Source organism: Delftia sp. CH05, from assembly GCF_009827015.1.
Classification (GTDB): Bacteria; Pseudomonadota; Gammaproteobacteria; order Burkholderiales; family Burkholderiaceae_C; genus Comamonas; species Comamonas tsuruhatensis.
In genome coordinates, this window is the sequence record NZ_WUMG01000037.1 from 18,940 (window position 1) to 30,823 (window position 11,884).

11 protein-coding genes are annotated in these 11,884 nt (G+C 68.5%); 4 read left to right on the plus strand and 7 right to left on the minus strand.

The window, feature by feature from the left end:
• Positions 1-81 precede the first annotated feature (81 nt).
• Positions 82-2,031: a TonB-dependent receptor gene (locus tag GRX31_RS22575; RefSeq protein ID WP_227469537.1), complete on the plus strand. Its 1,950-nt coding sequence runs from the start codon at positions 82-84 to the stop codon at positions 2,029-2,031.
• A 19-nt stretch (positions 2,032-2,050) separates the two neighbouring features.
• A complete protein-coding gene (locus GRX31_RS22580; RefSeq protein ID WP_160854922.1) occupies positions 2,051-3,361 on the plus strand; it encodes an NtaA/DmoA family FMN-dependent monooxygenase in 1,311 nt (436 codons plus the stop codon).
• A gap of 27 nt (positions 3,362-3,388) precedes the next feature.
• Here GRX31_RS22580 and GRX31_RS22585 read toward each other — a convergent pair whose 3' ends face one another.
• The 4 genes from GRX31_RS22585 to GRX31_RS22600 form a co-directional block, all read right to left on the minus strand.
• Positions 3,389-4,084, minus strand: coding sequence for a response regulator (locus GRX31_RS22585; RefSeq protein ID WP_160854923.1), 696 nt, complete (start codon positions 4,082-4,084; stop codon positions 3,389-3,391).
• Entirely contained in the window at positions 4,081-5,700 is a 1,620-nt protein-coding gene (locus GRX31_RS22590; RefSeq protein ID WP_160854924.1) for an ATP-binding protein, read from the minus strand. Before GRX31_RS22590 ends, GRX31_RS22585 begins: the two co-directional genes overlap by 4 nt.
• A gap of 12 nt (positions 5,701-5,712) precedes the next feature.
• Positions 5,713-6,633 (minus strand): dioxygenase family protein, encoded by a 921-nt coding sequence (locus GRX31_RS22595; protein WP_160854925.1) that lies wholly within the window; start codon positions 6,631-6,633, stop codon positions 5,713-5,715.
• An 83-nt stretch (positions 6,634-6,716) separates the two neighbouring features.
• Positions 6,717-7,016, minus strand: a complete 300-nt coding sequence (locus GRX31_RS22600) for a hypothetical protein (RefSeq protein ID WP_016448111.1) — start codon at positions 7,014-7,016, stop codon at positions 6,717-6,719.
• A 128-nt stretch (positions 7,017-7,144) separates the two neighbouring features.
• Here GRX31_RS22600 and GRX31_RS22605 point away from each other — a divergent pair, with 128 nt between their 5' ends.
• Positions 7,145-7,588 (plus strand): hypothetical protein, encoded by a 444-nt coding sequence (locus tag GRX31_RS22605; protein ID WP_017407221.1) that lies wholly within the window; start codon positions 7,145-7,147, stop codon positions 7,586-7,588.
• A 43-nt stretch (positions 7,589-7,631) separates the two neighbouring features.
• Here the strand turns inward: GRX31_RS22605 and GRX31_RS22610 are convergent, their stop codons facing one another.
• The 3 genes from GRX31_RS22610 to GRX31_RS22620 form a co-directional block, all read right to left on the minus strand.
• Complete coding sequence (locus GRX31_RS22610) at positions 7,632-8,615, minus strand: tripartite tricarboxylate transporter substrate binding protein (protein WP_160854926.1); 984 nt, start codon at positions 8,613-8,615, stop codon at positions 7,632-7,634.
• Positions 8,616-8,692: 77 nt separating this feature from the next.
• On the minus strand, positions 8,693-9,838 hold the full coding sequence (locus tag GRX31_RS22615) for a CoA transferase (RefSeq protein ID WP_017407219.1): 1,146 nt from the start codon (positions 9,836-9,838) through the stop codon (positions 8,693-8,695).
• A gap of 29 nt (positions 9,839-9,867) precedes the next feature.
• Entirely contained in the window at positions 9,868-10,821 is a 954-nt protein-coding gene (locus GRX31_RS22620; RefSeq protein ID WP_160854927.1) for a hydroxymethylglutaryl-CoA lyase, read from the minus strand.
• Positions 10,822-10,935: 114 nt separating this feature from the next.
• Here GRX31_RS22620 and GRX31_RS22625 point away from each other — a divergent pair, with 114 nt between their 5' ends.
• Complete coding sequence (locus tag GRX31_RS22625) at positions 10,936-11,859, plus strand: LysR family transcriptional regulator (RefSeq protein WP_160854928.1); 924 nt, start codon at positions 10,936-10,938, stop codon at positions 11,857-11,859.
• Positions 11,860-11,884: the final 25 nt, after the last annotated feature.

The window sequence follows — 11,884 nt, forward strand, 5'->3', positions numbered from 1 at the left end:
TCTACCCTGATGGCGCCGGCCGGCGCCTTCGCACAGGGCGCGTCGGGTTCCGGGGGGGAATCCAACGCGCTTGAAGCGGTCGTGGTCAGCGGAGAAAAGGTCAGGCGCGAACTCAAGGACACGGCCTCCTCCGTGTCGGTCAAGGCCGGCAAGGACCTGGCCCGGCAGGAGTCCGGCAATGCCTCGGTCCACGAGGTGCTGCACGACGTGCCCAACGTGGTCTACACCGACACGGTGGGCGCGCCCATCATCCGAGGGCAGGACACGCAGGGCCCCAACAACGGCCAGAACGTCTTCTGGGGCGGCACGGTGCCGCGCGCCACCATCAACCTGGATGGGCACTATCTCAACTACAACGAGATGTTCTTCGGCGCGACCTCGGTCTGGGATGTGGAGAGCATCGAGGTGTTCCGCGGCCCGCAGACCACCTCGCAGGGTGCCAATGCCATTGCGGGCGCCATCGTCGTGAACACCAAGGACCCCAGCTTCAAGCGCGAAGGGGCCTACCAGCTGGAGGCGGGCGACTACCACTCGCGGCGTGCGTCCATCGCCGTCTCCGGCCCCGTGGGCGAGGAGCTGGCCGCGCGGCTGGCCGTGGACTACTCGGGGCGCGATACCTTCATCGACTACACCAATCCGCAGTTCCAGCGGGGCCAGGCCGATCAGGATTTCCGCGCGCTGAACGCACGCATGAAGTTCCTGTGGCTGCCCAGCAGCGTTCCCGGCCTGGAGGCCAAGTTCACCTATTCCCACAACGACAGCAACCGCCCCAGCCAGGAGGCAGCGTCCGCTCCGTTCACCGCGCTGGAGCACTGGACGACGACCATGCCCAGCTGGAAGCAGAAGACCGACACCGGCATCCTCGACCTCAGCTACGAGCTGGGCAACGGCGTGCGGCTGGTCAACCAGTCCCAGTATTCGCGCTCGTCCGTGCAGCGCTACACGGGCATCCCCGGCGAGGGCGATGCCGATATCCGCCAGAACAATGTCTCCAATGAGTTCCGCGCCCTGGTGGGCAGCGACAAGGACCGCCTGAGCGGCTTCGGCGGCGTCTACTACGCGCGCACCGGCACGGACGAAAGCCTGCTGCTGCGCGGCCTGTCCGCCTTCGACGACACGAAGAAGAACCTGGGCGTCTTCGGCGAGCTGAACTGGCGCCTGGCCGACCGCTGGACCCTGACCAGCGGCCTGCGCTACCAGCAGGACGAGGTGGTGCGCACCGGCACTTCGGTGCTGGCACCCACCGCCCTCGACTACACGAAAACCTTCTCGGCACTGCTGCCCAAGCTGTCCCTGGCCTATGCCGCCACACCGCGCTGGACCGTGGGCGCGCTGGTCAGCCGGGGCTACAACCCGGGCGGTGTGTCGCTGAACCTCACCAGCCGGCAATGGGCCTATTTCAAGAAGGAGTCGATCTGGAACTACGAGCTGTTCAGCCGCGCCAGCCTGCTCGATGACCGGCTGATGCTCAACACCAACCTGTTCTACATGGACATGCGGGATGCGCAGTACAACATCCCCGTGGTCATCTCCCCGGGCGTGGCCCAGTCCTACACCATCAACGCGGAGAAGGCCCATGCCTACGGCTTCGAGCTGGGCGCCGACTACCGCGCGCTGGACAACCTGCGGATCAAGGCCGGCGTGGGCGTGCTGCGCACCCGCATCGAGGAGATGGGCAGCAACCCCGGCTACGAGCACAACCGCTTCGCCCGCTCGCCCGGCTATAACCTGAGCCTGGGCGTGAGCTGGGACGCCAGCCCCCGGTTCAATGTCTCCGGCCAGGTGCGCCATCTGGACGGCTACTACTCCGATACCGCCAACACGCGCGCCTATGCGGTCGGCTCCAACACCATCGCCGACCTGCGCATGACCTATGCCTACAGCGCGCGCGTGCAGCTGTACGGCTATATCAAGAACGTGTTCGACAGGCGCGCACCGACGTATCTGCAGCAAAACCGCGGCATCGGCGGCATCGAGGCCAGCATGACCGCGCCGCGCATGATCGGCGTGGGCGTGCGCGGAACGTTCTGAGATGGGAATGACAGCAGACATGACAACCCGCAAACCCCTGCACATCGGCCTTTCGCTGGCCCCCACCTGGCTGAGCGGCGACGCCTGGCGGCGGCCCGGCAGCAATATCGAAGGGCTGTACTCCAGCGACTTCGCCCTGGACCTGGCCCGGCGCGCCGAGGCCGCGCACCTGGACTTCGTCTTCCGCCCCGACGTGAGCTTTCTGCCCATGGAGGCGCTGGAGACGGGCGCAGGCTTCGCCAGCCTGGACCCCACGGTGCTGATGGCAGCGCTGGCGCGCGAGACCTCGCGCATCGGCCTGGTGTCCACGGTATCGACCACGTTTTTCCCGCCCTATGCGGTGGCGCGCCAGCTGCAGTCGCTGCACTGGATCAGCAACGGCCGCGCCGGGTGGAACATCGTCACGGCCCTGCAGGGCCACGAGAACTTCGGGCTGCAGGCCATGCCCGATGCCGATGAACGCTATGCGCGGGCCGCAGAGTTCACCGACGTGGTGCGCCGGCTGTGGGCCAGCTTCCCCAACGAGGCCTTGAAGATCGACCGGGACAGCGGCCGCTACGCCGATGCCTCGCTGGTCCACCCCATAGACCACGAGGGACCGCACCTGAAGGTGCGCGGCCCGCTGAACCTGCCGGAGTTCGGTGGCCCGCGCATTCCGCTGGTGCAGGCGGGCGCGTCCAGCACCGGGCGCGACTTTGCCGCATCGGTGGCAGACATTGTTTTCGCCCCCACGCCGGACCTGGACGCAGCGCTGGAGCTGCGCCGGGACCTGTCTCGGCGCGCCCAGCGCCATGGGCGGCAGGCGCAGGATGTGCGCCTGCTGCCCGGCCTGAGCCTGTACCTGGCCGACACCCGCGAGCAGGCCCGGGAGATGTTCCAGCAGACGCACGGCCGGGTGGACAGGGGCCGCAAGCTGGCATCGATCAAGGCCATGGTCGGCCTGGACCTGACGGACTGGCCCGCAGACCGGCCGATCACCGCAGCCGACCTTCCGCCGCCCGTGGCAACCCCGTCCAGCCGCACGCATGCGGGCCTGCTCAGGCGCCTGATGGAGCGCGAGTCATTGCGCATCGACCAGCTGCTGCAGCGGCCGGAAATCCTCTCCGCCGCGCACTGGCAGGTGGTCGGCACGGTGGACGATGCCGTGGCGCAGATCACCGAGTGGAGCGCCGCCGGCGCCATCGACGGCTTTCTGGCCGCGCCCGGCGGCTCCGTCGAGTCCCTGCATTGCGTGCTGGAGCAGCTGGTGCCGCGCCTGGTGGAGGCCGGCCTGTTCCGCTCCCGCTACACGGGCACCACGTTCATGGAGCACCTCGACGAGTCGAGGTAGGGGCTGCGCCCTGCCCTCGCCGGGCCTTCACTGCGCCCGCGTGTCGGAACCGCCATCGGGCTCGAACGCAAAGCCCACGCCATAGACGGAGCGAATCCACTCATGGCGGTCGTCCGCCGCCTTGAGCTTTTTGCGCAGGTTCTTGATGTGGCTGTCGATGGCGCGTTCGTTCACGTCCAGCGTGTCGGCGCAGGCCAGCTCCAGCAGCTGCGCGCGGGAGTACAGGCGGCCGGGCTGGCGCATCAGGGCCTGCAGCAAGGTCAGCTCCCGCTTGGTCAGCGGCAGCACGCTGCCGTTGAGCATGGCGCGGCCCTGCTCGGGCAGCAGCGTCAGGCGTTGCTGCGCGGGGCCGGGGCCGGCACTGCGGCGCAGCACGGCCTTGACGCGGGCCACGACTTCGCGCGGGGCGAAGGGCTTGCAGATGTAGTCGTCCGCGCCCAGCTCCAGGCCCAGCAGGCGGTCCATTTCCTCGACACGCGCGGTGAGCAAGATGACGGGGCTGGCGCTGTGGGGGCGGAACTGGCGCAGGATGTCCAGGCCGTCCAGCCCCGGCAGCATGATGTCCAGCAAAGTGAGGTCGGGCGGGGAGCGCAGCATGCGGTCCAGCGCGTCGCGCCCGTGGCGGATGTGCTCGACTTCGTAGCCTGCATGGCGCAGGTAGTCGATGACGATGGCGGCCATGTCGGTTTCGTCTTCGACCAGGAGGATGCGGGCAGGCTTCATGGCGCGGGATTTTCCAGCAAGGGCAGCCACAGCGTGATGCGCAGGCCGCCCAGCGGCGAGGCGGCGGCCTCGATGCTGCCGCCATGGGCCTGGACGATGGTGCGGCAGATGGCCAGCCCCAGGCCGGAGCCGCCCAGGCCGTCGCCGTCGCGCACGCGGGAGGCGTCCACGCGGTAAAGGCGGTCGAACAGGCGCGGCAGGTGCTGGCTGGCCACGCCGGGAGCCGTGTCGTCCCAGCGCAGCTGCAGCATGCTGCGGTCCTGCAATTGGACGATTTCGGCGGACACCTGCAGCTGCCCGCCCGCAGCCGTGTAGCGCAGGCTGTTTTCCAGCAGGTTGGCAAACACCTGGTGCAGCCGGTGCGGGTCGCCCTGCACCAGCGGCGGCGGAACGCGCGCGGCCAGCTGGTCCACGGTGGAGCGGTCCAGGCCGATGCCCACCTGCTCGAAGCCGGGCCGCGCGCCGTCCAGTGCCTCGCCCAGCAGGGTCAGCACATGCACGGGCACATGGCCCGAGCCGTGCAGGGCCTGCGGGTCGTCCAGGCTCACGCGCAGGTCGCTGACCAGCCGTATCAGCCGCATGATCTGCCGGTGCAGGCGCAGCGCCATGCGGTCGTCCATGGGCAGCACGCCGTCCTGCACGGCCTCGACCTCGGCGCGCATGGTGGACAGGGGTGTGCGCAGCTCATGCGCCACGTCGGCCAGCCAGCGCTGGCGCGAAGCTTCCATGGTGGCCAGCTGCACGGCCATGTCGTTGAAGGTTTCCGCAAGGCGAGCCAGCTCCGCATCGCCCTTGATGGCCACGCGCGTGTCCAGCCGCCCGGCCGCAATGCCGCGCAGGCCGTCGACAAAGGCGGTCAGCGGCTCCAGCCAGCGCCGCGTGAGCCAGGCCGACAGCAGCAGCGCCAACAGCAGGCCGGCCAGCCCGGTCCAGGCCACAAAACCCATCTGCTGCGCGAGGAAAGCGCGGTCCAGGTCGCGCTGCATGCCCTGCCCGGTCTGCACGGGGGACAGCACGATCTCGCCAATGGCCTGCCCGTTGACGGCGCGCAGAACGCGGTGCGCCGCGCCTGGCTGCGGCGCCATGCCGGAGATGAGTTGGCCCTGGGCATCCAGCAGGCCCACGCGCGCCCACGGGCCGCCGAAGGGGCGGTCCGGCGGCGGGCCTGGGCGGCCTGGGCGGTCTGTACGGTCGGAGCGATCGGCAGGCTCTCCGCCTTCCGGCCCAGGTGGCGGTGGAAACTCCGGACCTGGCCCCGGACCGTGGCTTCCCTCAAAACCAGGCCTCGGCTCCGGCATGGGCATGGGGGGCCGTGGCCCGGGCTCGCCCGCAGGAAAGCCCCGGCCCATGCCTGCGCCCGGGCGCACCATGTCGCGCCAGAAACCGGGGTTGGCGCGCGCCGCATCCCAGCCGCCGTTTTGCTCATGGTGCTGGACCAGCCGCTCGGCCAGCCCGTCCATGCCGGTCAGCTCCACCTCGGCCATGTACGGGCCCAGGCCCCGTTGCAGGCCCAGGCGCGAGAAGCCGAGAAACACCAGCAGCAGGGCCACCAGCAGCACGGCCAGGGCGAAGAAGGCCTTGTGCTGCAGCTTCAGTCGCGGGAGGCGGAGGCTCATTCAGTTGCTGCGTCAGACGGCAATGCCGATGGATATCGTGGCGGTGTGGCCATTGGTGGTGTCTCCGGTGAAGGTGGGCGTCTGCCAGGCGATCTGCTCGCTGGTGTTGTCGCCGAAGACATTGTCCGATGTCACGCTGACCCGCGACAGGTTGGAGACGCTGGCGCTGTAGCCGCTGACACCGGCATAGACGGCGCTGGCGATGTCCTTGGGCACGGCCATCTGCGAGGTCAGCAGCTTGTTGGTGTAGCTGCCGGCCGTGTTGAGGCTGCGGAACACCTCGAAGTGCATGTGCGGCCAACGCCCGTCATAGCAGCCCGGGAAGATGGTCACAAAGGTGCATTCGCCATTGCTGTCCGTCGCCTGCACGCCGCGCAGGAAGTTCTGGTTGAGCAGGTCGGTGGAGTACAGCGAATACTCGCCCTCGCGGGTGCAATGCCACAGGTAGATGGCATAGCCTTCCAGCGGGCTGCAGTTGGTGCCGACGTTGACCAGGGTGATCTTGAGCGTCAGCGGCAGGCCCGCAGCCGTGCCGCTCATGCCGCCAAAGCTGCTGCGCAGGTCGCTGCGCACCACGCCGCTTTGCGACAGCACGTTGACCAAACTGCCGCGCGAGCCGTTGGAGCCGTCGGCGGGGTAAGGGCCTTCGGTTTCCGTGGGATCGACCATGCAGGTGCCGGTCGTGGTTCCAGTACCTGTGCCCGTACCCGTGTCTGTGCCCGTTCCGGTTCCGGTTCCGGATCCGGATCCGGTGCCCGTACCGGTTCCTGTCGAATCACTGGAATCACCACCGCCGCCACAGGCAGACAGAAGCGCCACGGCGCCGCCAGAGGCCATCAGGCCCAGCATGCGGCGCCGGTCGAACAGGCGGCGCGCCATGACTTGCAGATCGTGCTGAAGGCCCAGGTCGTGGGCATCTTGAGAGTGGTTCATGGGGATGGCTTTTTCATGAGGGCCTGTGCGCAGGCCCGTGGGGTTGCAGACAGCCCGGCGGCGTGGCCCGCCGGGCCACGCGATCACTGCTGCGGATGGGGCGGCGGCCCGCCTGCGCCGGGCCCGCCGGCCGGCATGGCCACCAGTTGCCCGTTCAGGCTGCGGCAGGTGCCGGCCAGCGTCTTGCCATCGGGCATGGTCAGCGTCACGCTGTCACCCTCGGCCTTGCCCTGGCAGGCCGTATAGGCCTCGGGCGGCGGCGACGGCGGATTGCCGTGCCCCCCGTGGCCCTGCGCATGGCTGCAGGCCGCCGCGAAGGCCGCCACAGCCAGCACAAGGGCCGGGCGAATGCGTGAAGCGTTGGTTTGCGAGAAATCAATCATGGTCTTTTCCTGGAGTTGCACAGGAATTCTTGCGACCAATCTGGGGGGAAATTGGGAGAAGTGGGGACGAGCTGGTACAAGCTCACAGAGCGAGTGAGTCAACAAGCGCTGCATCGCACAACAGAACCATGAAACCAACAAGATTCCTGCTGCTGGCCGCCCTGCTCGGCCCACCCGCTCTTGCTGCAGATCTGACCGTGATCGAAATGCATGCGGCAAGCGGCAATGATCGCCCGTACAGCCTGGATGGCCAGCGGGTCAGTCCGGCTCAGTTGAGAAACACACTCTCCAGGAAGCTGACCGCTGCCCCCGATGCCAAAAGTACGGTTCGCATTGCCGTGCTGGTCGATCCCGATGTGAAGGTCGGCGCCCTCTCCGAACTTCGCGGCCTGGTGATGAAAGTGGGATTCGGCATGCCGCGCTATTTCATGACGACGCGGGTGAATGACAAGCTCTCCGAGATCCAGGTGAACTACAGCCCGGTCTTCCCGAGAAGCGGGCTGGAGGCGGTGATGTCGTCCGGCCAACCGGCTGCGGATCCAGCGGCAACAGCACCCACTCCGCCCCGCTGATCACAGCCCCAGCATTGTCCTTAGCAGTCAGAGGGCCGAGTTTTTATTCCAGCGTGACATTGGCCTTCTTGACCAGGCGCGCAAAGCGTTCCTGCTCGGAGCGCAGGAACTGGGCTGCGGCCTCGGGGCTGTTGAGCACGGTGTATTCGTCGCGCCGTGCAAAGCCGGCCTTGACCTCGGGGTCGGCAAAGGCAGAGGCGATGCCGTCGTGCAGGCGCCGCACCTGGGCGGGCGGCATGCCCTTGGGGCCGATGGCGGCCACCCAGCCGGCGATGTCCACGCCGGGAAAGCCCTGCTCTGCCACGGTGGGCACATCGGGCAGCGACGCCACGCGCTCGCGACCCATGATGCCGATGGCACGCAGCGCGCCGGATTTGAGGTGCGCCTGCGCAGTGCCCACGGCGATCACGCCGAAGTCCACCTGCCCGCTGAGCAGGTCCACCACCATCTGGCCCACGCCCTTGTAGGGAATGTGGCGTGCCGTGGCGCCGGCCGCGTCCAGAAAGACTTCGGCCGCGAGGTGGAAGATGGTGCCGTTGCCGGACGAGGCGTAGTTGAGGTCGCCGGGCCGCGCCTTCATGAGCGCCTGCAGTTCGCGCGCATTGCGCGCCGCCACCTTGGGGTGGACGACCAGCACGAAGGGCGAACCGCCGACGATGGACAGCGGCGTGATGTCGGCCAGGCTGTCGTAGGGCAGCTTCTTGAAGACGCTGGGGTTGACGGCGTGGTTGTTGGAGATGAAGGCGATGGTGTTGCCATCGGCCGGCGCCTTGACCAGGGCCTGCGTTCCCGTGATGCCGCCCGCGCCCGGCAGGTTCTCCATGACCACGGGCTGGCCGCCCAGCGAGCGCACCAGCGCAGTCTGGGCCGAGCGCACGATGGTGTCGGCGCCCGAGCCTGCCCCCACGGGCAGGATGACGCGCAGCGGCGTGCCATTTTGGGCGCGCACGCCCAGGGCAGCGGCCCCCAGCGATGCGCCGGCCAGGGCCAGCAGGGTGCGGCGGCGGAAGGGATGGGACGAGTGCATGGGGTTGTCTCCTTTTTGTGTTGTCTCATGCGCGCCGGGGTGGTTTTTCTGCGGCCTTCGGCGCCCGGGGATGGCTGTCAGGTCCGTGATGCAAGGGCTCCGAGGATTTCTTCGGTGTGCTCGCCAATCCCGGCCAGCGGCATGCGCACGCCGGGACGGTGGCCGTTCATGAGCAGGGGCAGCAGCACCACGTCGGTCTGGCCGCCGTCTTCGGTCTGCATGGAAGCCAGGCCGCCGCTTTGGCGCAGGTGCGGGTCGTCCACCAGTTGCTCGGGCCGCGTGATGGGCGCGTAGGGAATGCCTGCGGCCTCCAGCTGCGGCGCAAGCCGGGCCGATTCATGGCTGGCCAGGATGGCGCCCAGCTCGGCCAGCAGTTGGGGGCGCACGGCCACACGGGCGGCGTTGTCGGCGTATTCGGGGCGCTGCAGCAGGTCGGCGCGGTCCAGCACGCGGCACAGGGTGGCGAACTGCTTGTCGCTGACGGCGCCGATGAACAGTTGCTCGCCACCGGCCAGGGTGAACACGTCGTAGACGCTCCAGGCCGACACGCGCGAGGGCATGGGCGGCGGTGCCTCTCCCGTCATCAGGTACTGCTGCATGTGCTGGGAGGACAGGAAGACGCAGTTCTCGAACAGCGCGCTTTGCACCTCCTGGCCGCGCCCGGTGCGCTCACGCTCGCGCAGGGCCGCGAGCACGCCGATGGCGCCGAACATGCCGCCCATGATGTCGTTGACGCTGGTGCCCGCGCGCAGCGGCCGGCCCACAGGGCCGGTCATGTACGACAGGCCGCCCATCATCTGCACCACCTCGTCCAGCGCCAGGCGCTTTTCGTAGGGGCCGGGCAGAAAGCCCTTGTGGCTGACGTAGATGAGACCGGGCGCGCGCTGCGACAGCGTGGCGTAGTCCAGGCCCAGGGACTGCATGAGGCCGGGGCGGAAGTTCTCCAGTACCACATCGCTGCCAGCGGCCAGCTCGGCAGCGGTGGCGCGGCCCGCTTCGGTGGTGATGTCCAGCACCACGCTTTTCTTGTTGCGGTTGAAGCTGCGGAAAAAGCCGATGCCCAGGCCGGGCAGCGTGCGCGTTTTGTCGCCGCCCGGCGGCTCGACCTTGATGACTTCGGCGCCCAGGTCGGCCAGGATCATGCCGCAGGTGGGGCCCATGACCATGTGGGTGAATTCGATGACGCGGATGCCGGACAGCGGCAGCAGGGGTTCGGTGGCCATACAGGTGTGCTCGTGGGAAGGTAAGGGGTTCATGCAGCGGCGGTGGTTGCGTCGGCGGTGACGCTGCGCGGCAGGCCCGCGCGCCACAGTGCGCCATGCAGGCTTTCGCCATCCAGCCAGGCGGCCACCTTGGCGCGCAGGCGCAGCAGGGCCTCGATGTCCAGGCCCGTGTCGATGTCCATGGTGTCCAGCATGAAGGCCAGGTCTTCGGTGGAGGCATTGCCGCTGGCGCCGGGCGCATGGGGGCAGCCGCCGATGCCGGCCAGCGTGGCGTCGAAGCGCGTGACGCCGGTTTGCAGGGCCGCATGCACATTGGCCAGCGCCAGGCCGCGCGTGTCGTGGAAGTGGCCGCACCAAAAGCGTTCGCCCGCAATGCGCCGCGCCTGCTCGAACAGCGATTGCACCTGGCCCGGCCCGCCATGGCCCACGGTGTCGGCCATGCTGACGCGGTCGGCCCCCGCGTCCAGCAAGGCCTGCATGCAGCGCAGCACCTCGGCCGGCTCCACCCGGCCCTGCAGCGTGCAGCCGAAGGCCGTGCCAATGCCGCCTTCGATCAGCATCTTCGAACCTGCGGCATCGCGTGCGGCACGCATGCGGGCCACCTCGGCCACGACCTCATCGGGCGTCTTGCGCAGGTTGGCCAGGCTGTGGGCATGGCTGGCCGACAGCGGCACCAGCATCAGGTCGGCCCCGCTGGCAAGGGCGCTTTCGGCTCCGCGCAGATTGGGCACCAGCACGGAGACGAACAGGCCCGGCAGCGTTCGGGCATAGGCCACCAGCTCGCCCGTGTCGGCCAGTTGCGGCAGCAGGCGTGCGGGGACAAAGGAGCCGACTTCGATCTCGCGCTGGCCGGCAGCGTAGGCGTCGCGTATCCATTCCTTCTTGCGCTCGGTGGACAGCACGGTCTGGATGCTTTGCAGGCCATCGCGCAGGCCGACCTCGCGGATGACGGCGGACTGCAGGGCACGGATGGGTTCTGGCATGGGAAGGTTCGCGTAGGGTGGTTTGTCTTGAATGGCACTTTAGACATTCCCACCAGCGTGCAGAAGCGATAATTTTTCGGCTCAGAGTTTCCCAAATGGAAATCCATAACCGCCATGAAAGACCTGGACCTGACCACCCTGCGGCTCTTTGTCGCGGCCTGCGACCTGGGCAACATCGCCCGCGCGGGCGAGCAGCAGCACATCGGCTCATCGGCCATCAGCAAGCGCATGGCGCTGCTGGAAGAGCAGGTGCAGGCCCCGCTGCTGGAGCGCCACCGCCGGGGCGTGGTGCCCACCGCAGCCGGGCTGATGCTGCTGGAGCATGCACGCGCCATGCTGGCCAGCGCCGACCGCGCGGCCCGCGACATGGCGGCCTACCAGCATGGCGTGAAGGGACAGGTGCGGATACTGGCCTCGGTCTCGTCGATTGCCGAGTCGCTGCCCGATGACATTGCGGCCTTTCTGCAAAAGCCCGAGCACGCGCAGATCCGCGTGGACATCGAGGAGCTGACCAGCAGCGAAATCATCCGGTCCATCCGCGAAGGCCTGGCCCTGGTGGGCGTGTGCTGGAACGCAGCCGATCTGGAGGGCTTGCAGACCCTGCCCTACCGCTGCGACACCCTGGCCGTGGCCGTGCCGGCCGGCCACCCGCTGGCCTTGCGCGATAGCTGCAGCTTCAGCGAAACGCTGGATTGCGAGCATGTGGGCCTGCCCGCCTCCACGGCCGTCTACACCATGCTGGCGCGGGCGGCGGCCATCATCGGCCGGCCCCTCAATTACCGCGCCGTGGTCAGCTCCTTCGACGCCACGATCCGCTGCGTGCGCGCCGGCCTGGGCGTGGCCATCATGCCCAGGGAGATCCTGGGCATGGCGGGCCCCGGTCAGGGCGTGCAGGGCGCGCAGGGTGTGCACATGGTGCCGCTCACCGATGCCTGGGCGCGGCGCCAGTTCGCCATCTGCTTCAGGGACGGCAGCCGGCTATCGCCTGCGGCGCGCACGCTGGTGGACTATCTGGCCGGGTGCGCGCAGGCGGGCTGAGCCGGCCTTGGGAGTTATCACGATT